The 22,844-nt window shown below is 59.4% G+C and carries 21 protein-coding genes and 2 pseudogenes; 14 read left to right on the forward strand and 9 right to left on the reverse strand.

Annotated elements, in window-relative coordinates:
• Positions 1-27: 27 nt before the first annotated feature.
• Both PI739_RS17825 and PI739_RS17830 read right to left on the reverse strand, forming a co-directional pair.
• Positions 28-609: an ATP phosphoribosyltransferase regulatory subunit gene (locus tag PI739_RS17825; RefSeq protein ID WP_054081520.1), complete on the reverse strand. Its 582-nt coding sequence runs from the start codon at positions 607-609 to the stop codon at positions 28-30.
• A 289-nt stretch (positions 610-898) separates the two neighbouring features.
• Positions 899-1,402, reverse strand: coding sequence for a GNAT family N-acetyltransferase (locus PI739_RS17830; protein ID WP_024638845.1), 504 nt, complete (start codon positions 1,400-1,402; stop codon positions 899-901).
• A 138-nt stretch (positions 1,403-1,540) separates the two neighbouring features.
• Between PI739_RS17830 and PI739_RS17835 the strand changes: the two genes are divergently transcribed.
• The 3 genes from PI739_RS17835 (at position 1,541) to PI739_RS17845 (ending at position 3,000) form a co-directional block, all read left to right on the forward strand.
• Positions 1,541-1,789 (forward strand): hypothetical protein, encoded by a 249-nt coding sequence (locus PI739_RS17835; protein ID WP_054081519.1) that lies wholly within the window; start codon positions 1,541-1,543, stop codon positions 1,787-1,789.
• A 26-nt stretch (positions 1,790-1,815) separates the two neighbouring features.
• Complete coding sequence (locus PI739_RS17840; RefSeq protein ID WP_054081535.1) at positions 1,816-2,655, forward strand: TauD/TfdA dioxygenase family protein; 840 nt, start codon at positions 1,816-1,818, stop codon at positions 2,653-2,655.
• A 93-nt stretch (positions 2,656-2,748) separates the two neighbouring features.
• The gene (locus tag PI739_RS17845; protein ID WP_003434260.1) at positions 2,749-3,000 is read left to right on the forward strand and encodes a hypothetical protein; all 252 of its coding nucleotides are present in this window, start codon (positions 2,749-2,751) and stop codon (positions 2,998-3,000) included.
• A 33-nt stretch (positions 3,001-3,033) separates the two neighbouring features.
• Here PI739_RS17845 and PI739_RS17850 read toward each other — a convergent pair whose 3' ends face one another.
• Positions 3,034-3,540, reverse strand: coding sequence for a GAF domain-containing protein (locus tag PI739_RS17850; RefSeq protein WP_003434258.1), 507 nt, complete (start codon positions 3,538-3,540; stop codon positions 3,034-3,036).
• A gap of 224 nt (positions 3,541-3,764) precedes the next feature.
• Between PI739_RS17850 and PI739_RS24935 the strand changes: the two are divergent.
• Positions 3,765-4,811, forward strand: a pseudogene (locus PI739_RS24935) (methyl-accepting chemotaxis protein); the annotation flags it as partial.
• A 255-nt stretch (positions 4,812-5,066) separates the two neighbouring features.
• Positions 5,067-5,666 (forward strand): annotated as a pseudogene (locus PI739_RS24940) (methyl-accepting chemotaxis protein); the annotation flags it as partial.
• 81 nt (positions 5,667-5,747) lie between these two features.
• On the opposite strand, the gene PI739_RS17860 reads toward PI739_RS24940, so the two are convergent.
• Positions 5,748-6,653 carry a LysR family transcriptional regulator gene (locus PI739_RS17860; protein WP_003434255.1) on the reverse strand — a complete coding sequence of 302 codons (906 nt, stop codon included), beginning with the start codon at positions 6,651-6,653 and terminating at the stop codon, positions 5,748-5,750.
• Positions 6,654-6,756: 103 nt separating this feature from the next.
• Here PI739_RS17860 and PI739_RS17865 point away from each other — a divergent pair, with 103 nt between their 5' ends.
• The gene (locus PI739_RS17865) at positions 6,757-7,959 is read left to right on the forward strand and encodes an aspartate aminotransferase family protein (protein ID WP_054081518.1); all 1,203 of its coding nucleotides are present in this window, start codon (positions 6,757-6,759) and stop codon (positions 7,957-7,959) included.
• Positions 7,960-8,083: 124 nt separating this feature from the next.
• Complete coding sequence (locus tag PI739_RS17870) at positions 8,084-8,629, forward strand: DUF4174 domain-containing protein (protein WP_003434251.1); 546 nt, start codon at positions 8,084-8,086, stop codon at positions 8,627-8,629.
• A 53-nt stretch (positions 8,630-8,682) separates the two neighbouring features.
• Here PI739_RS17870 and PI739_RS17875 read toward each other — a convergent pair whose 3' ends face one another.
• Positions 8,683-9,123 carry a CBS domain-containing protein gene (locus tag PI739_RS17875; protein WP_003434249.1) on the reverse strand — a complete coding sequence of 147 codons (441 nt, stop codon included), beginning with the start codon at positions 9,121-9,123 and terminating at the stop codon, positions 8,683-8,685.
• A 223-nt stretch (positions 9,124-9,346) separates the two neighbouring features.
• Here PI739_RS17875 and PI739_RS17880 point away from each other — a divergent pair, with 223 nt between their 5' ends.
• Positions 9,347-11,710 carry a DNA polymerase II gene (locus PI739_RS17880; protein ID WP_054081517.1) on the forward strand — a complete coding sequence of 788 codons (2,364 nt, stop codon included), beginning with the start codon at positions 9,347-9,349 and terminating at the stop codon, positions 11,708-11,710.
• On the opposite strand, the gene PI739_RS17885 is transcribed toward PI739_RS17880, so the two are convergent.
• From PI739_RS17885 to PI739_RS17895, 3 genes are all read right to left on the reverse strand, one after another.
• Positions 11,707-12,552: an NAD-dependent protein deacetylase gene (locus PI739_RS17885; protein ID WP_248670599.1), complete on the reverse strand. Its 846-nt coding sequence runs from the start codon at positions 12,550-12,552 to the stop codon at positions 11,707-11,709. The genes PI739_RS17880 and PI739_RS17885 overlap by 4 nt on opposite strands.
• 224 nt (positions 12,553-12,776) lie before the next feature.
• The gene (locus tag PI739_RS17890; protein WP_003369140.1) at positions 12,777-13,616 is read right to left on the reverse strand and encodes a TIGR03915 family putative DNA repair protein; all 840 of its coding nucleotides are present in this window, start codon (positions 13,614-13,616) and stop codon (positions 12,777-12,779) included.
• Positions 13,613-14,833 carry a putative DNA modification/repair radical SAM protein gene (locus PI739_RS17895; RefSeq protein ID WP_271352071.1) on the reverse strand — a complete coding sequence of 407 codons (1,221 nt, stop codon included), beginning with the start codon at positions 14,831-14,833 and terminating at the stop codon, positions 13,613-13,615. The genes PI739_RS17890 and PI739_RS17895 overlap by 4 nt, the downstream gene beginning before the upstream one ends.
• A 356-nt stretch (positions 14,834-15,189) precedes the next feature.
• Here PI739_RS17895 and aztA point away from each other — a divergent pair, with 356 nt between their 5' ends.
• Genes aztA through PI739_RS17910 form a run of 3 tightly spaced genes read left to right on the forward strand, consistent with a single transcriptional unit; the run spans position 15,190 to position 17,714 of the window.
• Positions 15,190-15,939 (forward strand): zinc ABC transporter ATP-binding protein AztA, encoded by a 750-nt coding sequence (gene aztA, locus PI739_RS17900; protein ID WP_003369147.1) that lies wholly within the window; start codon positions 15,190-15,192, stop codon positions 15,937-15,939.
• Positions 15,936-16,805, forward strand: a complete 870-nt coding sequence (locus PI739_RS17905) for a metal ABC transporter permease (RefSeq protein ID WP_003410031.1) — start codon at positions 15,936-15,938, stop codon at positions 16,803-16,805. The genes aztA and PI739_RS17905 overlap by 4 nt, the downstream gene beginning before the upstream one ends.
• A 12-nt stretch (positions 16,806-16,817) precedes the next feature.
• A complete protein-coding gene (locus PI739_RS17910; RefSeq protein WP_054081516.1) occupies positions 16,818-17,714 on the forward strand; it encodes a metal ABC transporter substrate-binding protein in 897 nt (298 codons plus the stop codon).
• Positions 17,715-17,763: 49 nt separating this feature from the next.
• Here the strand turns inward: PI739_RS17910 and PI739_RS17915 are convergent, their stop codons facing one another.
• Positions 17,764-18,912, reverse strand: a complete 1,149-nt coding sequence (locus tag PI739_RS17915; protein ID WP_129484726.1) for an aldose epimerase family protein — start codon at positions 18,910-18,912, stop codon at positions 17,764-17,766.
• A 280-nt stretch (positions 18,913-19,192) separates the two neighbouring features.
• Here PI739_RS17915 and PI739_RS17920 point away from each other — a divergent pair, with 280 nt between their 5' ends.
• The 3 genes from PI739_RS17920 (at position 19,193) to araG (ending at position 22,840) form a co-directional block, all read left to right on the forward strand.
• A complete protein-coding gene (locus PI739_RS17920; RefSeq protein ID WP_003434238.1) occupies positions 19,193-20,065 on the forward strand; it encodes an SMP-30/gluconolactonase/LRE family protein in 873 nt (290 codons plus the stop codon).
• A 183-nt stretch (positions 20,066-20,248) separates the two neighbouring features.
• On the forward strand, positions 20,249-21,262 hold the full coding sequence (locus PI739_RS17925) for a substrate-binding domain-containing protein (RefSeq protein WP_003434236.1): 1,014 nt from the start codon (positions 20,249-20,251) through the stop codon (positions 21,260-21,262).
• Positions 21,263-21,316: 54 nt separating this feature from the next.
• Positions 21,317-22,840, forward strand: a complete 1,524-nt coding sequence (araG, locus tag PI739_RS17930) for an L-arabinose ABC transporter ATP-binding protein AraG (protein WP_003416308.1) — start codon at positions 21,317-21,319, stop codon at positions 22,838-22,840.
• Positions 22,841-22,844 lie beyond the last annotated feature (4 nt).

Genomic DNA, 22,844 nt, shown 5'->3' on the forward strand with positions numbered 1-22,844 from the left:
CTTCTACGGCCAGTTACAGGATGCGCGTTATTGGCCGCACCCAAGCGCCAATACCAGCCGCTCCAGCCCGATGCCAAACCCGGCACCCTCTCGATAGGCGCCGCCGCCAACTACTTGCTGCTGCGCGCCCAGGCGTGAACATCGCACCTCGAAGCCGTTGCCTTCCAGGTAGTAGCTCAGGCCCCGTTTCACGGCGGTATTGAGTTCATAGTCCAGGCCCAGCGAATCCAGAAAACCGGTGCAGATGGCCTGGCTGCGCAGCAATGCCTGCTGCGGTGAGGGGCTGAGGATTTCCAGCCCCATCTGGGTGAATTCGCGGTAGCGTCCGGCTTGTGGCCGCTCGTAGCGATAACAGCGTGCCACGTAGAAAAACAGTGCCTCGCGTCGCCCCTCAAGCAGCGCTTCGCTGCGTTCCTGAAACAGCGCTGTGGCTTCGGGTATCAGGCAACAGGCGCGTCCGGCCTTGTCCTCGAAGGCCCACATCTGGCCGATAATTTCGCTGCCGCCGGCTTTTTCGATAAAGGTGTCCTGGCCCCATAGGGCCGGCACTATCGCTTCCTCAGCTCCGGCTTCGATGAAGATAGCTCCGGAAACGGTTTTCTGTGTCACGCAGGGTTGCGGCTTCTGTTCCGGTCACGATGCGGGTTCCGCGTAGCATGGTCATGGGGGATGATCTCCAGTTTTTTCAGGCAATAAAAAAGGCGCCGTGGGCGCCTTGGTCGGTTTCACTGATGAGTCAGAATGTGAATCTATATCTGGCCAATCGATGAGCACAAGCAACCGCAGCACCTTGAAGCGGGCTGTGGTGGTGATGTCGGTTGCTTTGGGGAAATTGATTCATGGCTGATCCTTGCATGCTTTAACGCATCGCTCAAGTAGCGGTGTTGACGGACATGGTTTATCTGAGCCGCGCCATGCTCAAGGCATCGACGAACAGGCCATCGCGCACCGCGTAGTTGCGCAGCCGGCCCTCTGTTTCGAAACCGAATTTGCGATACAGACCCTGGGCCGCTTCGTTGTCGACATACACGGTCAGTTCCACCCGGTGCAGGTTCATCCAGTTGTCTGCGATGTCCAGTGCGGTTGCCAGCAACTTCGAGCCGACGCCTTTGCTCTGCCAGGCCGATGCGACGCCCATGCCGATAGCGCCGACATGGCTTTGCCGACTGCGCGAATACTGCTCCAGGCCAATGCTGCCAATCACCTCGTTACCGTTGAGTGCGACCAGCTTCACGTGTCGCTCGGTACTGGCAGCCAAGCGTTTGCGCCAGACTTCAATGGACTGATAAGGCATTTGCAGCACCTGACGGCACACCGCAGGCTCGTTATAGAGCGCAGTGACACCTTCGAGGTGAATGTCGGCCATGCGCTGGATGAGGATTTGCGGGGCAGGGGCGTGCACGTTGATTCGTTCCTTGAATTGCATATCAGGCGTTCGTTCGAGGCACTTTGGCAGCGGATCATGCTGGCCGCAATGGGTAAAATTGAGATCGGCGCCACCGCGACTCAAAAAGTAATGCATTTAAAACAACCGAATTGAATGAGTGCCAGCGACACCGCCATTCTGTTCGCACTCATCAAACAAGGAATGACCCTGCCAATGACGGAGCAAAAAATTTACGGTGTTGAAGGCGAAAGCGAGGACTTTCGTGTCGCGGTTGCCAGTGCGCAGCGCGAGTATTGCTCGCTTTCTTCCTGCACGATCACTTGGGCAATTACCTGCATCCCCTTTAAAACGTCCCGAGCGAAAACAGGCTATTGCTTCCATTTCTTCATAAGTGTACCGTAGTGTTCACTTATGAAGAGGGTCGCACCATGTTAGCCACTTCGCTCGTTCAGCTGTCACAGGAGCCCATCAAGCCAGGTATCGGCGCGCGTATTTTCAACGGCAAGCAGGAACTGCTGTCGGGTCGATTCGCTGGGGAGATCCGGGAGCTGCTGGAGCAGCGAGGGGTGTTGGTGTTCCCGCAGATTCATTTCTCCGATGCAGAGCAAATTGCCTTTACCCGCACGCTGGGTACGTTCTGTCCTGAACCCGGCGATGGGCAGAACATCACCCGGATCAGCCTGGATGTGAAAGAGAACCCGGCAGGCGCGGAGTTTCTAAAGGGCTCGCTCTACTGGCACATCGACGGTACGAGCAGTGATTCACCCATTCTGGCATCGTTGCTGTCTTGCAAGGTGCCCGCCACGTGGGGAGGCAACACGGGGTTCTGTAACACTTACGCGGCGTACGAGGGGTTATCCAGCGCTGATAAACATCGTTACGAAAGCTTACGAGTAATTCACGCGCCATGGGCATCGTTACTCTATTACAATCCGGAGCCTGGCCTTGCGATGCTCGAGGCCATGCAGGCCATCGGCGAGAAGGAGTTGCCGCTGGTCTGGAAGCACCGATCCGGGCGCAAGTCGCTGATTCTGGGCTGCACTGCGCAGCAGGTCGTTGGCGTCGGCCTGGCGCAAAGTGCGCGGATTCTGGTCGGCCTTCGCGAATGGGCCACGTCCGAGGCGTTCAGTTACAGCCATGTATGGCAGGTCGGTGACCTGGTGATATGGGACAACACCGGCACCATGCATCGGGCGGAAGCCTATGACCCTGAGTGCGGGCGAATGATGCACCGTACCAAATTGCAGGGCGAAGAGCCCTTCGCCTGATGCGCCGACCGCGAGAGCAGGGCGCCGCCCTGGCTTTTATACTGAGTAGCTCATTGTGAGCCACATCGTTTTGCCGGAATTGGAGAAACGAGAATGTGCAGACCTAAAGAACCCATTGCGGGTATTTTTCTGTTGTTGGTCCTGGCCGCAGGTGGTTGGGTGGCTCAGGAGCCGTTTCCTCATTTCGGGATTGATCTGCCTGCCGAGGCCTTGCTGGACGGCGATCACCCGGTCACACCTGTGCCGCCCCGATATCGCCTGCAACTCGACGAAGGCCAGTTCAGCAGCGCCTTGTTAGAGTCCGTGCCCCTGTATGCGCTGGCAGAGCAGCCTGTCAGCCCGTGAGTCGACAGTGCTGCTTCAGTGCGCAGGCCCGGGTCAACTGCCTTCGTTGATGTTGGCGAAGAAAATGCACCCGATCAAGCGGGCGAACAGGGTCAGGGTTTCCGACAGATCGGGGTCGTCAAACAGCGTCGGGCTTGAGTCCAGCGCGCACAACGCGCCATACAGTTGTCCGTCGGGAAGGTAGATTGGCACTCCGGCATAGCTCTCTATGGCGTAGCGTTTCACCACCGGCAGGTTCGCGTACCGGCCGTTCGTGCTTATCTGTGGCACGAACAGCGCTTCGGGGTTGACGCAAAACTCGTTGCAGAGCGTGGTTTCGAGTTTGAACACGTCGCCGTCGTCGATACCCAGGTCTGTCGGGTCATAGACAGAGCAGGCGATCCAGTCGGCATCGGTAAACTTGGCAATACCGGCGAAGCGCATGCCTGTCAGGCGGGTAACAAGTCGCAGCACATTGGTCGTGGCCTCGATCTCGGCAATTGCAGAGCGCTCCTCGATGGTCAATAAGCTGCTTTTTGAGGCGATCAATTCCAGACTCATGCACTTCTCCAGAATACCCAAATGTGCGTAAAGGCCCATGCTAACTGACTCGGATGGAAATGCCATCGGGGTGAACCACGCCCCAAGGGATTTATTTTCAAGCGAAATATTGACGCCAGTTTTAAAGTTTTAATCCGCGCTGCCGACATTTGTGAATTGTATAGATAGATGGCAAGGACAGGCCTCTTGCATTCCACTGATGACCAACAAAAGAGCGACTCCCTGTGATAAATACTCTGAGCAATATTTCGGTAAGGTCCAAGCTTGTGCTCGGGTTTGCTTTGGTCATCGTACTGACGGTGCTGATTGCGCTGACAGGCTGGACAGGCATTACTTCACTGAGTGAACGAAGCGAGCGGATTTCCGATATCGGCAAGCTGGGGGCGCTCACGCGAGATGTCCGCATAGCCCGATTGGCCTATTCGGTCAATTATGACGCCGAGCGCGCCAGCAACTGGCTGAAAGCACTCGAAAGTCTCGAAAATCATGTGAAGTACGCGCAGCAGGTGTTCGACTCGCCGTTGAATACACCGCTGGTCAATACTGCCGCAGATGCCTTGAAGGATTACCGCATCCACTACGACAACCTCATGCAGGCAACCGCTGCCCGTGAGGCGACCCGTTCGGTATTTGGCCAGTACGCCGATGCAGGCGCTGACGATTTGCAAAAACTGAACGCTATTGCCCGATCCGATGATGGTACTCCCGCGCAGCGCGATGCCATCGTGCAGGCGATGACGCTGTTCCAGAAAATGCGCTTCGACTTGCGTGGCTACACCTATTCGCTGAAATCGGAAAACCGTGCTCCAGCGGAAACATCGATGAACACGGTTATCGAGTTTGTCAGAAATCTGCAAGGTTTCGAGGGTCAGTCGGCGACCATTAAGCACCTTGTGGACTCTATGCTGAGCTACCAGAACACCTTGAATCAGTTCACCGCGGCGCAGGCCAGGATTGAGCAGGCTCAGGCAGGTATCACTAAAGACATCGGCATCCTGTTTGAATGCGCTGACAAACTGTCCGAGAATCAGGTCAACCTGAGAGTGGAAGATGTGAGCCAGGCCAAGATGCTGCTCTCTGTCTGGCTGATTGCAGCGTTGATCATGAGCGCCCTGGCAGCATGGGTTATTACCAACCTTATCGTAGGCCCGCTGCGTGAAACACTGAAACTGGCCGAACGTGTTGCTGACGGTGATCTGACGAACAACCAACTGGTCACCCGCAAGGATGAATTGGGTCAGTTGCAGGGCAGCATGATGCGCATGACCGGCAACCTGCGCGAGCTGATTGGTGGCCTGCGCGATGGCGTGACACAAATCGCCAGTGCCGCCGAGCAGTTGTCGGCTGTCACCGAGCAGACCAGCGCCGGCGTCAACAGTCAGAAGAACGAAACCGATCAGGTCGCCACTGCGATGCACGAAATGTCTGCGACCGTTCAGGAAGTCGCACGCAACGCAGAGCAGGCGTCACATGCTGCGGTCAACGCCTCCAAAGAAGCTCGCGAAGGCGACGGCGTAGTTTCCAAGGCTGTAGCGCAGATCGAGAAGCTCGCGACTGAAGTTACTCACTCCAAGTCCGCGATGGACGAGCTCAAGAACGAAAGCAACAAGATTGGTGGCGTACTCGATGTCATCAAGGCCGTTGCCGAGCAGACCAATCTGCTGGCCCTCAACGCTGCCATCGAAGCGGCGCGTGCGGGCGAAGCAGGCCGGGGTTTCGCGGTGGTGGCTGACGAAGTGAGAAGTCTGGCCCAGCGCACGCAGACGTCGACCGAAGAGATCGCGGCATTGATCAGCGGCCTGCATACCCGCACGGCGCAGGTAGCAACCATCCTCGACAACAGCCAGGCGCTGACTGCAAACAGTGTCGAGCTGACGCGCAACGCGGGGGTTTCCATCAATAACATGACTCAGGCGATCTCGACGATCGAGACGATGAACCATCAGATCGCCGCAGCCGCCGAAGAGCAGAGCGCCGTTGCCGAAGAGATCAATCGCAGTGTTCTGAATGTGCGAGACATCTCCGAGCAGACGGCTTCTGCGAGTGAAGAGACCGCTGCATCGAGCGTAGAGCTCGCTCGTCTGGGCGTGCATCTGCAAAGCCTGGTCAGTCGATTCCGGGTCTGACGTTCATTCCCGGTAAACCCCGGCGCGCACCATAAAGGCTGCGCGCCGGAGTCGACCCGGTGACCCTCCGGCGGTAACTTCTTACCGTCCCCAGAGCCCCGTCGCATACTCCACAAAACTTCTCAGCTTGGGCAATCGATAACGGTCCTGCACATACAGCAGGGTCGTCGGTCGTTTGGGCAAATGGTAGTTGGGGAAGAGTGCAATCAGCCGGCCCTCCTGCAGGTCTCGCTGCACCAGCGCATCCGGAAGCATCACTACCCCCAGGCCTGCCCGAGCCGCCTGATAAAGAGCGGCGGAAGTGTTGGCAACCATCGAACCGCTCACGTCCACCAGCACTTCGCCTTCGGCGCCGGTCATACGCCACTGCGTACCGGCCGTGCGCCATTCGTCTCCCGCCGGATAGGCGAACGCCAGGCAGTTATGCCCGCGAAGTTCCGCTGGATGGATCGGCGTGCCGTTGCGGGCCAGATAGTCCGGCGCGGCGCAGATGGTCAAGGTGTAGTCCTGCAAGGCGCGCGCGATCAGTGGCGAAGATTCTGGAATGTTGCCCAGGCGAATGGCGACGTCAAATCCATTGTCGATCATATCCAGACGCTGATTGGTCAGCACCAGATCGAGCTTGACCTCGGGAAAGCGCCGCGAGAATTCGACGAGCGCAGGTGCCAGCACCTCCGAGCCGAATGTCAGCGGCGCGGTGATGCGCAGTGTACCCGTGGGATCCCCCTGGGCCTGCTCGGCCAGTTGCTCGGACTGGGCCACCAACCCCAGTACTTCCAGACAACGCTCGTAATACGCGGTACCGAATTCCGTCAGACGCTGGCGACGTGTGGTGCGCTGTAACAGGCTGACGCCCAGGCGCTCCTCCAGTGCGCGCAGGTGATTGCCCACCATGGTGGTGGAAATCGAACACGCTTGCGCAGCCGCCGTCAGGCTGCCTGCCTCGACCACTTTCACGTACACCCGCATTGCCAGAAACAAATCCATTATCAATCTCAGCTTTAAAATGATTGAAGTATTTCGCTGTTTATCCATTTGAGGTGGTTAACGATACTGCAAAAACCGAAACATACCCAAGGAGCTTCACCTCATGACCGCCACCTGCCTGATGAGCACTTACCAACCTCTGGCCCTGAGTTTCACCCATGGTCTGGGCACACGTCTGTGGGACCGGAGCGGGCGCGAATACCTCGACGCCGTGGCGGGCGTGGCAGTGACCAATGTGGGGCACTCGCATCCGCTGCTGGTCGAGGCGATTCGTGATCAGGCGGGGCTGCTGTTGCACACGTCCAATCTGTACACCGTCGACTGGCAGCAGCGCCTGGCGCAGAAACTGACGGCCCTGTCGGGGCTGGACGCAGTGTTTTTCAACAATTCGGGTGCCGAGGCCAACGAGACTGCGCTCAAGCTGGCGCGCCTGCATGGCTGGCACAAGTACATCGAACGGCCTCTGGTCGTGGTCATGGAAAACGCCTTTCACGGCCGCACCCTGGGCACATTGTCGGCCAGTGACGGGCCGGCTGTGCGTCTGGGTTTCAGCACCTTGCCGGGCGATTACATCAAAGTGCCATTTGGCGATCTGGCGGCGTTCGACAAGGTTTGCATAACGTATGGGCACCGGATCTGCGCCGTGCTGGTCGAGCCGATCCAGGGCGAGGGCGGCGCGCAAGTGGCTCCGGCAGGGTATCTCAAGGCCTTGAGAGAGCGGTGCACGCGGCGTGACTGGCTGTTGATGCTCGACGAAATCCAGACCGGCATGGGCCGGACCGGCAAGTGGTTTGCCTTTCAGCATGAGGGCATCGTTCCAGACGTCATGACCCTGGCCAAGGGGCTCGGCAACGGCATACCGATCGGTGCCTGCCTGGCGCGGGGCAGGGCGGCGCAACTGTTCACGCCCGGCAGCCACGGCAGTACCTTCGGCGGCAATCCGCTGGCCTGCCGGGTCGGCTGCACGGTGATCGATATCATCGAACAACAGGCGCTGGTGGAAAACGCCGCACTGCAAGGCCGGCAGTTGCTGGACGGGCTGCGCAATGCGCTAGGAGCTCACTCGAACGTGCTGGACGTTCGTGGCCAGGGTTTGATGATCGGTATCGAATTGCGCCAGGCCATACCTGAACTGACACGCATCGCAGCCGAGGAACATGGCCTGCTGATCAATGTCACTCGGGGCAAAATCGTTCGCCTGTTGCCGCCCTTGGTGCTGGACGCCGCTGAAGTGGCGCAGATCGTCCAACGCCTGACGGCAAGCCTGGACCGCGCCTGTGATCGGTCGTTTGCACGCTCTGCCTGACGCAACGGATTAAGGAAAAGGATTACATCGGGCTGTACCAGGATGACCCATATGCGGTAGAACAGACCAGCATCGTGTCGGTCTGTACGCGATGGCTACCCAATGGATTTGAAAGGAGCCCACCATGTTAATCCGGTCCCTGACCCTCGCCACCCTGCTTGTCGCTGCCGGTACAGCGCTTGCTGCCGACAGCGACGGCCCTTTGGCACAGGAGCGCGGCAAGTCGCGTCCCTTGATCATCATCGCACCCAGCCAGGCTGATCCGGCGCTGGGTCACCTCAAGGACGCGCTGAAGGAACCTGCCAATCATAAAGATTTCACGGAGCGCAATATGGTGCTGTTCACGGTGGTGAATACTATCGGCGAACGTGACGGCAAAAGCATGGACCCGCAGTCGACCATGGCCTTGATTCGTGAATTGAAGCTGGGCGCAGGCGTCGGTACCAAGGTCATTCTGGTGGGCAAGGACGGCGAGAAAAAGATCGATAAAACTATCGGGAAGTCAGAATCCATAGACCTCAAAGAGATCTTTGCCACCATCGACCAGATGCCGATGCGCGAGCAGGAAGCCGTGGCGCCTGCTCCAGAGCCGCCAGCCAAGCCCGCGCCTGTCGAAAAACCGGGCAAACCGGTCAAGGGCGGGGCGCCCGGCAAGACGCTGGACGACTGAGTGAACGGCGTAGCGCGCGGCAATCGCGCGCTGCGCCTGACGCGCTGCTCAGGTCATTCGCCGCGAATGTACTGCTCGAGCTGCTTGATAAGACTCGCCTGTTCTGCAATGGCTTCCTTCACCAGGTCACCGATGGACAGCAGGCCCAGCAACTGCCCGCCTTCAACGACTGGCAGGTGGCGCAGATGGCTGTCGGTCATGATGCTCATGCACGCCTCGACGCTGCGCTGCGAGTCGACAGTAATCACTTTGCTGCTCATGATGTCCCTCACTGGTGTACCCACCGACGAGCGCCCCTTGAGGACCACCTTGCGCGCGTAGTCGCGCTCACTGATGACGCCCACCACTTCGTTGCCCTCGACCACCGGCAGCGCACCGATGTTCTTTTCAGCCATTAACCTGAGTGCGTCGAGCACCATCTGATCCGGGCCAATGGTATGCACTTGCTGGTTCTGCAGGTCTTTCAATTTCAGTAGCTGGGCGACAGTTTTCATGGGGCTCTCCGCGATCGGGACCTGGCTGGCTGTAGTGCATTGCCGGAACCACTACAGAATCATCCAGCGCGCAGCATCGAGCAAGCAGTAAATAAAGATCACGGGAATAGGAGGAATCAATTATCCACGCCCTCAATGTGCCGCTAATTCGCCTGCCAGACGCGCCTTTAGCTTCATAGCCAAGTAGAATCAATTGTTTCACCGGGCGGTCGAGGTAACAGCGTTGGATGTACAGCAGGGCTTTATCCTGAGTCGGCACTGGCAAGACACGCCCGCCGGGACCGAGGTCGACTTCTGGTTGGCCACCGATCAGGGGCCGCGCCATATCCGTCTGCCTTGCCAGCCTTCTGTCGCCTTTATTCCTGCCGAGCAGGGTGAGCGCGCCCGATCGTTATTGCGCACCGAACGTGGCGTAGAGCTGCGCCCGCTGGAACTCTGTGATTTCCGTCATCGCCCGGTGCTGGGTGTGTATTGTCAGCAGCACCGCCAGTTGATGAACATCGAAAAGCTGCTGCGCAGAGGCAACGTGGACGTCTACGAAGCGGACATTCGCCCGCCCGAGCGCTACCTGATGGAGCGCTTTATCACTGCGCCTGTGCAGTTTGGCGGCACGCTGGATGCCGATGGCGTGCTTTGTGACGCGCAGATCAGGCCATCGCCCGATTACCGTCCCAACCTGAAACTGGTATCACTGGATATCGAAACCACGGCACGCGGCGAGCTGTATTCGATTGCACTGGAGGGCTGTGGGCAACGCCAGGTCTACATGCTGGGGCCGGCCAATGGTGGCGACGAGCCGCTGGATTTTCAGCTCGCCTATTGCGATACCCGCGCGCAGTTGCTGGAACGTCTCAACGACTGGCTGGCGCTGCACGACCCTGACGCGATTATCGGCTGGAACGTCATCCAGTTCGATTTGCGCGTGCTGCATGAGCATGCCCAGCGCCTGCAAGTGCCGTTAAGGCTCGGACGTGGCGGTGAAGCGATGGGCTGGCGTGAGCATGGCAGTCGCAACAACCATTTTTTTGCCGAGGTGAGCGGGCGGCTGATTATCGACGGCATCGAGGCATTGCGCTCGGCGACCTGGAGTTTTCCGTCATTCAGCCTTGAATACGTCGCGCAGACCCTGCTGGGCGAAGGCAAGGCCATCGACACGCCTTATCAGCGCATGGACGAAATCAACCGCATGTTCGCCGAGGACAAGCCGGCGCTGGCGCGTTACAACATCAAGGACTGCGAACTGGTCACGCGCATCTTTGCCAAGACGCAACTGCTGACCTTTCTGCTTGAGCGCGCCACGGTCACCGGTCTGCCTGCCGACCGCAGCGGCGGTTCGGTTGCCGCTTTCTGCCATTTGTATATCCCGCTGATGCATCGTCAGGGTTTCGTTGCGCCCAACTTGGGCGAGCGCCTGCCGGAGGCCAGCCCTGGCGGTTTTGTCATGGATTCCCAGCCAGGGCTGTACGAGTCGGTGCTGGTGCTGGACTACAAAAGCCTTTACCCGTCGATCATTCGTACCTTTCTGATTGATCCGGTGGGCTTGATCGAAGGCCTGCGGCATCCGGCGGACAGCGAGTCGGTGCCAGGCTTTCGCGGTGCGCGCTTTTCACGCACACGTCACAGCCTGCCAGCCATCGTCGAGCGAGTGTGGCAGGGGCGGGAAGCCGCCAAGCGCGAGCAGAACGCGCCCTTGTCCCAGGCGCTGAAAATCATCATGAATGCCTTCTACGGTGTGTTGGGTTCGAGCGGCTGCCGCTTTTTCGATCCGCGCCTGGCTTCATCGATCACCCTGCGCGGGCATGAAATCATGCTCAAGACCCGCGACCTCATTCAGGCGCAGGGCTACACCGTGATCTATGGCGATACCGACTCGACCTTTGTCTGGCTGGGCCGCCCTCACGGACAGGAAGAGGCGGCAAGCATCGGCAAGGCGCTGGTGCAGCAGGTCAACCAGTGGTGGCGCGAGCACTTGCACGCCGAGTACGGTTTGCACAGCGCCCTTGAGCTGCAATACGAAACGCATTTTCGGCGCTTCCTGATGCCCACCGTGCGCGGTGCGGAGGAGGGCAGCAAGAAGCGCTATGCCGGTCTGGTGACCCGCGCTGACGGGTCCGAAGAGATGGTCTACAAGGGCCTCGAAACCGTACGCACCGACTGGTCGCCACTGGCTCAGCAGTTTCAGCAGGAACTGTACCTGCGGATCTTCAAGCGTCAGCCGTATCAGGATTACGTGCGTGACTATGTGCAGCGCACCCTGTCAGGCGAGCTGGATGACCTGTTGATCTACCGCAAGCGCCTGCGTCGCAAGCTCGATGACTACCAGCGTAATGTGCCGCCCCATGTACGCGCCGCGCGGCTGGCCGACGAATACAACGACCAGCAGGGGCGACCGCGTCAGTATCAAAGTGGCGGCTGGATCAGCTACGTAATGACCACCGCCGGGCCGGAGCCGCTGGAAATTCGCCACGCCCCGATCGACTACGATCACTACGTGACTCGTCAGTTGCAACCGCTGGCAGATGCCATCCTGCCGTTCGTTAACGACGATTTCAGCACCCTGATCGGTGGGCAGTTGGGGCTGTTTTAACGCGAAACCAGCTGCTCGGCGAGCCACGGTAATACCTGCTCGCAGGACGCCTGGATTTTCATTTCAAGCAATTCGTCGGCCCGGGTCTTGCCATGGTTGATGGCGATGACCGGCTTGCCCTGTTCGGCCATCGCCTTGCACAGGCGGAATGCCGACCAGGCCATCAGTGACGTGCCGACCACCAGCAGACCTTCAGCCTCTTCGACACTCTGCATTGCTTTGGCAGCGGTCTGCGCGGCGACGTTTTCACCGAAGAACACGACGTCCGGCTTGAGCCTGTCGCCTTCACAATGCGGGCAGAGAGGCACCTTGAAGCTGGACTCGAAAGCCGGGTCGAGCAGGGTGTCGCCGTCCGGCGCCTGTGTCGCGTGGACGCCGATCAGATAAGGGTTTTGCTCCAGCATCTGCTCTTGAATGGCTGCCCGGTCGCTGCGCTGCTGGCAATCCAGGCACAGCACCCGGTGCAGGCTGCCGTGCAGTTCGATGACGTCCCGGCTTCCGGCCTGCGTGTGCAGTGCATCGACATTCTGGGTGATCAGTCCTGTGATAGCGTTTTCAGCCTGCAGAGCAGCCAGACCTCGATGCGCGGTATTGGCCTGTGCCGCGCGGATCCGCGGCCAGCCGAGCATCGCGCGTGCCCAGTAGCGCTGGCGCGCTGCGGGGTTGCCGAGAAATTCCTGATACATCATCGGCTGCTTGCCGCGCCGCACGCCGTCCTTGTCGCGGTAGTCCGGTATGCCGGATGCGGTGCTGATGCCTGCGCCGGTCACCACCAGAAACGGTTTGTCGGCCATTGCCTGGCATAGCGTGTCGAGCAGATGTCGGGTTGGGCTGTCGAGCATGTTTGAACCTCGGGTGGCCGTTTTCTTGCGACTGGTCACCTTATCATCTGGGGTGCAGGCAGCGTCGCGGCTGCCACAGCTGTGAGCCGCCGACGCAGAGGTTGGTTCAATCGCTGGTTTCTGGAAGAAGGCCCGGCAGCGGACCGCTACGCCGAGTGCTCCGCGTGGGCATGGCTTTCCGGACGCTCTGCGTTCGATCCTGAGGATGCCTTTGCCTCTCGCTCTCAATCCTTCAGCGCAATTTTCTTGCCGCGTCTGGCGGCGATGTCGCTGGCCTGGCCGTCACGCTGCTTGCCGGTGCGAGCCTGGGTGATGAGGGCCGGAATCAGCGGGCCTTCCGGCAGGTTTTTCCAGAAGCGCGAAGGGAAGTGGCCTTCCATGACCTTGGGGTTCAGGCGCGCAGGGTTGAAGATGTGGCTGTAGTAGGTCAGCCACAGTTCACCATGCGGGTCTTCCACCTGCCGGGCCATGGTCTGCCAGGCAGGCGGGCAGCGTCGTTCATGAATCAATTGCTGGCCGTCGTAATACACGCCGTCCTGAGGCGTGGCGATCATCCAGCGGTGCTGACCCATGCGGCCGATGAAATGCTCGCTGGCACTGAGCAGAATATCGTGGGCCGGTTCGTGCCAGGCCACGTACTGCGGGCGCATCAGGGCTTCGTCGTCAGCCACGGACGGCAGCGCGACAAATCGCAGGAACGCATGCAGATGATGGGCCTCGCGCCTTACCGATTTCAGGCGACGATGCAATTCACTGCCGAGCTTGTCGCCGGCCATCATCGCTGTGCGGTCGCCGTGAGTCACGCGCCACAGCACTTCGTACAGCAGGCTCCAGCGCTGATCGCCCCGGTAACGCGACGCGCTTTCCAGCAACTGCACCAGCTCCAGCGGAACCCTTGCCTGAAAAGGCCCGGCCTCCCTGGGATACTCTTCTTCGCTGCCGAACAGGTCGGCGGCATCCGGCGACTTCCAGCTGACCTGGCTGGGATCGATTTCATGGCTCAACAGCCAGCGAGCCTGTTGCCGCCAGGTATCGAACAGGTCGTCGCAGTCGAGGCAGATCATCCCCACAGCCCCATTTGCTGAGGCTGAGGCCGGTCGCGCAACTGGTGATGCAGGAACTCGCTGGTGGTTTCCGCATGCGGCGGATGGTAATCACTGGTAATGATGAACGGCTTGGCCTTGGCCAGTATGCAGCGCATGCGGGTGAGGTCTTCATAGCGGATGCGACGCTGTCTGCGCAGCTCGACCAGCCGCTGCGTAGTGCGAATGCCAATACCCGGCACCCTGGCGATCAGTGCCGGGTCGGCCTGGTTCAGGTCCAACGGGAAAACCTGCCGGTTGCCCAGAGCCCAGGCCAGTTTGGGGTCAATGTCCAGCGCCAGATCACCGGGACCGTCGAGCAGCTCACCGGCAGTGAAGCCATATCCGCGCAGCAGAAAATCAGCCTGATACAGGCGATGCTCGCGCATCAGCGGCGGTGCCGCCAGGGGAACGCTGTTGGGGCTGTTGGGTATCGGGCTGAACGCAGAGTAGTAGACCCGGCGCAGCTTGAAGTTGCTGTACAACGACTGCGCGCTGTGCAGGATGGTGCTGTCGTCGGTGGCATCGGCACCGACAATCATCTGCGTGCTCTGCCCGGCAGGCGCAAAGCGCGGCGAGCGAGGCTCGTTGCGCACCGTCTGCTCGCCGGTGTAGATCGTCTGCATGGCTTGCTTGATCGAGGCGACGTCTTTTTCCGGGGCGAGGGTCTGCAGGCTCAGGTCGGTCGGCAGTTCGATGTTGACGCTGAGGCGGTCGGCATAGCGGCCGGCCTTTTCGATCAGCGCCGGATCGGCGTCAGGGATGGTTTTGAGGTGGATGTAGCCGCGAAACTCATGTACCTCGCGCAACAGCCGGGCAACTTCGACCAGTTGCTCCATGGTGTAGTCCGCAGAGCGAATGATCCCGGAACTCAAAAACAGCCCGCTCACGCAATTGCGGCGATAGAAGTCCAGCGTCAGGGTGACCACTTCTTCGGGACTGAAGCGCGCTCGTGGCACATCGCTGGAGCGGCGGTTGACGCAGTACTGGCAGTCGTAAAGACAGAAGTTGGTCAGCAGGATTTTCAGCAGCGACACGCAACGCCCATCTGGCGTGTAGCTGTGGCAGATGCCCATGCCATTGGTAGAGCCGAGCCCGGACTTGTCCTGCGAGCCGCGCTTGGGTGCTCCACTGCTGGCGCACGACGCATCGTACTTGGCGGCGTCTGCCAGAATGCTGAGCTTGTCGATAAGCTGCATGAAGTGCCCCTTGACTGTTTGTATATACAGTATAGGGGCGCGAGCAGTGTCACAAGTACCGCACGGCGGAGTTCTGCGAGGCGATGCCGGATCGGATTCACGCAGGCTTTGATCTGCATGAGTGGAAAGCAAGGTGCCAGCATGAATGTTATTTAATAACACATACGTGTTTGGTATGTAATACTGTAACAAATAGTTGCAGGTTACTTTTACTTGAAAAATTCTTCTGACGCTTCGACAGCAAGCGCTTCGATAGCAGGCTCCGTGATGGCCCAGTCGGCCTGGAAGCGGGTCCTGTTTTCCCTGGCGATACTGATATTGCTCTGGCTGGCGATTGGCTGGTCGGTGGCAGTTCCATGAGTGCGGCCATCGCTCTGGAAAACCTCACGGTGGCGTACGAGCGCCGCCCTGCAGTGCACCACATCAGCGGGCGCTTCGAAGCCGGTAGTCTGACGGCTATTGTCGGGCCCAACGGCGCGGGTAAATCGACGCTGATCAAAGCCATCGCCGGCACCATGAAGCCTGCTCAGGGACGCGTCGATCGGGGGCGTCTGGCAACCCGCACGATTGGCTATCTGCCGCAGGCTGCGGAAATCGATCGCAGCTTTCCGTTGAGCGTCGCCGATACGGTGTCGATGGGCGCCTGGCACAGCATCGGCCCGTTTCGCAGTCTGACTCGCAATCATGCGCGCCTGACCGGCGAGGCGCTGATGACCGTCGGCCTCGAGGGGTTTGAAGGGCGTAGCGTGGGCTCGCTGTCGTCGGGTCAGTTTCAGCGGGTGCTGTTCGCCCGACTGTTGTTGCAGGACGCCTCGGTGATCCTCCTGGATGAACCGTTCACCGCCATCGACGCGCGCACCACGCGTGATCTATTACAGCTGGTTCGCGCCTGGCACGGTCAGGGGCGTACGGTGATTGCCGTACTGCACGATATCGAACAGGTTCGTCAGCACTTTCCGCAAACCTTGCTGATGGCTCGCGAAGCCATCGCCTGGGGCGAGACAGCCCAGGTGCTCAGCGTTGCCAACCTGCGCAAGGCGCGCAACATGGCCGAGTACTGGAGCCCGGATGCCTTGCTGTGTGATGCCGAGGACGACGACGCATGATGCTCTATAGCCTGGTGGTCGAGCCTTTTATCGAATTCGGTTTCATGCGCCGTGCACTGGTGGCGTGTCTGGCACTGGGCATCGGCTCGGGGCCGGTCGGCGTGCTGTTGATGTTGCGGCGCATGAGCCTGGTAGGCGATGCGATGAGCCATGCGGTGCTGCCGGGCGCAGCGGTGGGCTTTATGGTCGCCGGGCTGTCGTTGCCGGCAATGGGCTTCGGCGGCCTGATCGCCGGGCTGGCAGTGGCTTTGCTGTCCGGTCTGGTGAGTCGACTGACCTCGCTACGCGAAGACGCCAGCTTTGCCAGCTTCTATCTGACCTCGCTGGCCGCCGGGGTGCTGATTGTCTCGCTGCACGGTTCCAGCGTCGATCTGCTGCATGTGCTGTTCGGCACCATTCTGGCCATCGATGACACCGCTATTTACATGGTCGGCAGCATTGCCTCCTTCACCCTGATTCTGCTGGCGATCATCTATCGCCCACTGGTACTGGAGTGCTTCGATCCGGGCTTTCTGCGTGCGGTCGGCGGGCGCGGCTCGCTGTACCACGTTCTGTTTCTGCTGCTGGTGGTGCTCAACCTGGTCGCAGGCTTTCAGGCGCTGGGCACCTTGATGGCCGTGGGCATGATGATGCTGCCGGCAACCGCGGCACGTTTCTGGACCCACTCGCTGAGTGGCCTGATGGTGATTTCGACGCTGCTGGCGACCTTGTCCGGGCTGATCGGGCTGATCGTTTCCTACCACCTTGGCGTCGCCTCGGGGCCGGCCATCGTGCTGACGGCCAGTGCGTTCTACGGCATCTCCCTGTTGTTCGGGCGCACGGGCATCGTGCGTCGGCTGTTCCCCAAACCTCACCTGGCTCACTGAAAAAGGTACGTCATGAAACGATTGATGATGTTGAGTTCCCTGGCTGCACTGGCGCTGTCGGCATTCGCCAGCCTGGCCCAGGCCAAACCGCTGGAAGCCGTTGCCTCGTTCACAGTCATTGCCGACATGGTCAGTACGGTCGGCGGTGACCGTGTGCACGTCAAATCGCTGATCGGTCCGAACGGCGATCCACACGTTTACGAGCCCACACCGAGTGACGCCCAGGCGCTGAAAAATGCCGATCTTGTATTTGTCAGCGGCCTGCATCTTGAGGGCTGGATGGATCGTCTCATCAAGGCTTCAGGTTACAAGGGGCAGCCTGTGGTACTGTCGGAGGGCATCAAGACCCGCAGCATGGATGAGGACGGCAAGCGCATTGTCGACCCGCATGCCTGGAACAGCGCGGCCAATGGCGTGATTTATGTGCGCAACATCATCGCAGCGCTGAAGAAAGCCGATCCGGAAGGGGCCAGCGTGTATCAGGCCAATGGTGATCGCTACATCGTTGAGTTGCAGCAGCTGGATAGCTATGCACGTGATCAGATCCGTTCGATTCCGGCTGCCAGACGCAAGATCCTCACCTCTCATGACGCGTTCGGCTACTTCGGCGATGCCTACGGGGTGAACTTCCTGTCGCCGCTGGGCTTGTCTACCGAATCTGAGGCGTCGGCCGCCGATGTTTCGAAACTGATCCGTCAGATCAAGACCGAACATGTCAGTGCCTACTTCTTCGAAAACTCCAGCGACCCGCGTCTGGTCAAGCAGATAGCCGAAGCCAGTGGCGCTCAACCAGGGGGTGAACTGTACGTGGAATCCCTGTCGCCAGCCGACGGCCCGGCGTCAACCTACGCGAAGATGTTCCGTTACAACGTCGATACCCTGACTGCGGCAATGAAGCGCAATCAGTGAGCCTGAACTGCCCGGCGCCCTGATTGCAGGCGCCGGGCAGCTCAACGCTTCAGTCGTTGAGGAATTTGAACACAGTGGTCTGGGTGTACGCCTTGCCAGGATCCAGTCGGGTGCTGGGGAATTTCGGCTGGTTGGGCGCATCGGGATAATGCTGCGTTTCCAGGGTAAAGGCGCCCCAGTGCGGGTAGACCTTGCCAGCCTTGCCGTGAATGCTGCCATCCAGGAAGTTACCGGTGTACAGCTGCACGCCGGGCTCTGTGGTGAACAGCTGCAGTCGGCGGCCTGATTGCGGGTCGCTGACCTCGGCGGCCAGTTTCTTCACGTCACCCTTGGTGTCGAGCACCCAGTTGAAATCAAACCCGCCTTGCTTGGGTTCGGCGTATTTCAACTGTTGATGATCATCCTTGATGTGTTTGCCGAACGCGGTGGGCTTGAGGAAGTCCATGGGCGTGCCGGCGACAGCAGGCAGTTCTCCGGTCGGGATCAGCTTTTCGTTGACCGGGGTGTAGTGCGAGGCGTGGAGGGTGGCGACCTGTTTGAGCACATCACCACTGCCCGCGCCGGCCAGATTGAAATAACTATGGTTGGTCAGGTTCAGCACCGTCGGTTTGTCGGTGGTAGCGCGGTAGTCGATCTTCAGCTCGTTTTTTTCATTCAGGCTGTAGGTCACTTCAGTCAGCAGGGCTCCTGGAAAACCCATCTCGCCGTCCGGCGACAGGTAGGTCAGCTTCACGCCAACCGAATCACCGGTCCTGGTTTCTTCTGCCTTCCACAAGCGCTTGTCAAAACCCTGCGTGCCGCCGTGCAGCGCGTTGGTCTTGTCGTTGAGCGGGACCTGATAGGTTTTGCCATCCAGACTGAATTTGCCGCCTGCCAGGCGGTTGCCGAAGCGGCCGATGGTCGCGCCGAAATAAACCGTACCGTTGTTCTGATAGCCCTGAACATCGTCGAAACCCAGGACGATGTCTTCGACCTTTCCGGCCTTGTCAGGTACCAGCAGCGATTGCAGCGTCGCGCCGTAGGTGATGATGCTGGCCTGCACGCCGTGACTGTTGCGCAGGGTGTATTTTTCGACGGCAGAGCCGTCGGGCAGTTGGCCGAACGCGCTGTGTTCGCTGGAGAGTGCGGCGGCCTGTGCGGTCAGGGTGCTGATCATCAAGGACAGTCCAAGGGTGCTGAGGAGCGCATGTTTTTTCATCTGATCTGCCTGCTTTTATTGTTATTGGTAAGACTATTTGATCGGATTCAAGCCGATGCATGGATGTATAGCCTATAAAATGAAGCTTGAAAAATAAATTGTAATACTATTTAGTAGTACCATCGTCGCTGAAGGCTTGTGACTCACCTTAGCCGATCTGCCGTTTTTTTTGCCATGCAGCCTGAAATCCGTGCAACGGGTCAGCGCAGGCAGAGGTTGGACAAGACAGCGACACAAACATCCAAAAGTGCCTTTACAACAATAACAAAGGACATTTTTCATGAACTGGCTGCCCGTTTCCGAGCACCGTTTCAAGCTGGCCGAAGGCTCCTTCTGGGATGCCGAGGAGCAGGCTTTGTACTGGGTCGACATTTCCGGGTTCCTGGCGTGTCGGCTGGTCGCCGGGCAGATCCGCCAATGGCGCATGCCGGAGCCGGTTTCTGCATTTATTCCGACCGAGCAGGGTGATGCACTGGTGACACTGGCCAGCGGCGTTTATCGCCTGGACCTGGACTCCGACAAGACTTCTTTAGTGCCGTTCTGCGTGGCAGACCCCACACCTGGCAATCGCGCCAACGAAGCGCGGTGCGATGCGCGCGGCCACCTTTGGCTTGGCAGCATGCAGAACAACATCGATGCCGAGGGCGGCGACGTGCCTCTGGTGCGTCGTTCAGGCGGGTTGTTCCGCGTTGAACCTGATGCTCGCGTGACCCGTTTGCTGGACGGGCAGGGCATCGTCAACACCCTGTTGTGGAATGACGAGGGTAGCGTGCTGTACAGCGCCGATACGCTGGACGACGTCATTTATCACTATCCGGTGCTCGCAGACGGTGCTTTGGGGCCACGCAAGGTATGGGCTGCAAAACACGATCGAGGCTCACCCGACGGCTCGGCGATGGATGCCGAAGGGTATGTCTGGAATGCGCGCTGGGGTGGCAATTGCCTGATCCGTTTTGCCCCGGATGGCAGTGTTGACCGGGTTGTGGAGCTGCCGGTCAGCCATCCCACCAGTTGTGTATTCGGCGGTCCTGACCTGGAAACGTTGTACGTCACCAGTGCCGCACCTGCCGATGCACAGGGTCGTTTCGATGGCGCGCTGCTGATGGCGCAGGTCGGCGTCAAGGGCACGCCGTGTCAGCGTTTCGCCGGTTGATAAGCGTATCGCGCCGCCGTCTTTTTTGACGGCAGCGTGATGGTAGATGCAAGGGTGACATTCGGTTACATAGCGGTCACCCGTTATATGGTATGACTATTTGACCGGTTTCGGACGCATTCGCGTTCTCGACCGCCACCTCGCTGAACGTTGTAGCTATTCAATAAAAATAAGGAGCTAGCTATGTTGAGTCGTCACGGGATTCGTTCCCTGTGCTGTGTCGCCGTCACTACCGCCATTCTGGGCATGAGTGGCATCACCTCCGCTGCCGAAGAAGTCAAAATCGGCTTTCTGGTCAAGCAGGCTGAAGAACCGTGGTTCCAGGCCGAATGGGCGGGTGCCGAAAAAGCTGGCAAGGAGCATGGCTTTACCGTCATCAAGATTGCCGTGCCAGATGGTGAAAAGACCCTGACCGCTATCGATAACCTCGCCGCCAACGGTGCCAAGGGCTTCGTGATCTGCCCGCCTGACGTGTCGCTCGGCCCTGCGATTGTGGCCAAGGCCAAAGCGCTGGGATTGAAAGTCATGGCCGTGGATGATCGCTTTGTCGACGCCAAGGGTAACTTCATGGAGGACGTGCCTTACCTGGGCATGGCTGCCTTTGAAGTAGGCCAGAAGCAGGGCGTCGAAATGGCCAAGGAAGCGAAAAGTCGCAAGTGGGACGAGGATGGCTGGAAAGGCACCTACGCGATCATCAACACTTATAACGAGCTGGATACCGGCAAGAAACGCACGGATGGTTCGGTGAAGTCACTTGAGGAAGCCGGCCTGCCGAAGGACCATATTGTCTTCACCGCACAGAAAACCCTCGATGTGCCAGGCAGCATGGACGCCACCAACTCGGCGCTGCCAAAACTTCCAGGCGATGCCAAAAGGCTGATCATCGGCGGTATGAACGACAACACCGTATTGGGTGGGGTACGTGCGACTTCTACCAATGGCTTTGAAGCGGATAACGTGATCGGGATCGGTATCAACGGCACCGATGCGATCGACGAACTCAAGAAGAAAAAAAGCGGCTTCTTTGGCTCTATGTTGCCGAACCCTGGCAAAGAGGGTTACGACACCGCGTTGCATGTTTACGAGTGGACCACCAAGGGCACAGAACCACCCAAGTACACCGCTCTGGACGACGTGACACTGATCAAGCGCACCAACTTCCAGGAAATACTGACCGAGCGTGGTCTGTGGAAGTGAGCTGAACGAGGGGCCTGATGTTCAGGCCCCTCACACGTGCGAGGAGATTGGTTCATGCAACAGGCTATCGAACAATACGCCACAGGCGGTGCCTTGCGCTTCAACGGCATCGGCAAGGTCTTCCCCGGCGTCAAGGCGCTTTCGGACATCAGTTTCGAAGCGCGCCCCGGCAGCGTCCATGCATTGATGGGTGAAAACGGTGCCGGTAAATCCACGCTGCTGAAAATTCTCGGCGGCTCTTATCAGCCCAACAGCGGCGCCTTGCAGATCGGCGAGCAGAGCTATCAGTTCAAGTCCACCGCCGAGAGCATCGCGGCTGGCGTGGCGGTGATTCACCAGGAGCTGCATCTGGTGCCGGAAATGACCGTTGCCGAGAACCTGCTGCTCGGGCACATGCCCAATCGCTTCGGTCTGATCAATCGCGGTGCGATGTACCGCCGGGCCGGCGAGCTGCTCAAGGGCCTGGCTGACGAGATAGACCCACGCACACGTCTGGGCGATCTTTCGCTGGGGCAGCGGCAATTGGTCGAGATCGCCAAGGCCATGTCGCGTAATGCCCACGTCATTGCCTTCGACGAGCCCACCAGCAGCCTGTCGGCGCGCGAGATCGACCGACTGATGGCGATCATCGTGCGCCTGCGCGACGAGGGCCGAGTGATTCTTTACGTGTCGCATCGCATGGAAGAAATCTTCCGTGTCTGTGATGCGGTGACGGTGTTCAAGGACGGCCGTTTTGTAAAAACCTTCGAACAGATGGCTGATCTTGATCACGACCGACTGGTGACCTGTATGGTCGGGCGCGATATACAGAACATCTACAACTACCGTCCGCGTCAGCATCAGGGGCCAAGTCTGCGCGTCACCGGCCTGCTGGGGCCGGGCCTGCATGAGCCGGTCACCTTTGCCGTGCAGAAGGGCGAAGTATTGGGCTTTTTCGGCCTGGTCGGCGCCGGGCGTACCGAGCTGTTCCGGCTGCTCTCGGGGCTTACCCGCAGCTCTGCAGGCAGCCTGCAACTGGACGGCAAACCGCTGACACTCAAGTCACCGCGTGATGCCATCGAGGCCGGAATTCTGCTCTGCCCGGAGGACCGCAAGAAAGAAGGCATCGTGCCGCTGTCCAGCGTCGCGGAGAACATCAACATCGGTGCGCGCCCCCGGCACGTGAATCTCGGTTGCCTGATTCAGGGCAGTTGGGAGCGTGACAACGCACGCAGCCAGATCAAGTCGATGAACGTCAAGACGCCATCGCCCGAGCAGCAGATCATGTACCTCTCTGGCGGCAATCAACAGAAAGCGATTCTTGGTCGCTGGCTGTCGATGCCCATGAAAGTCCTGCTGCTGGACGAGCCGACTCGCGGGATCGACGTCGGGGCCAAGTCCGAGATTTACGAGATCATCCACAACCTGGCCGCAGACGGTATCGCGGTGATTGTGGTCTCCAGCGATCTGATGGAAGTGATGGGCATTTCAGACCGCATTCTGGTGATGAGCGAAGGCGCAATCACCGGTGAACTCAATCGCGACGAGGCTGACGAGTCGCGACTTCTGCAATTGGCTCTGCCTCGCACGCGCGGCTGACAAT

Origin of the sequence: Pseudomonas cerasi (assembly GCF_027983475.1) — a bacterium.
GTDB lineage: Bacteria > Pseudomonadota > Gammaproteobacteria > Pseudomonadales > Pseudomonadaceae > Aquipseudomonas > Aquipseudomonas cerasi.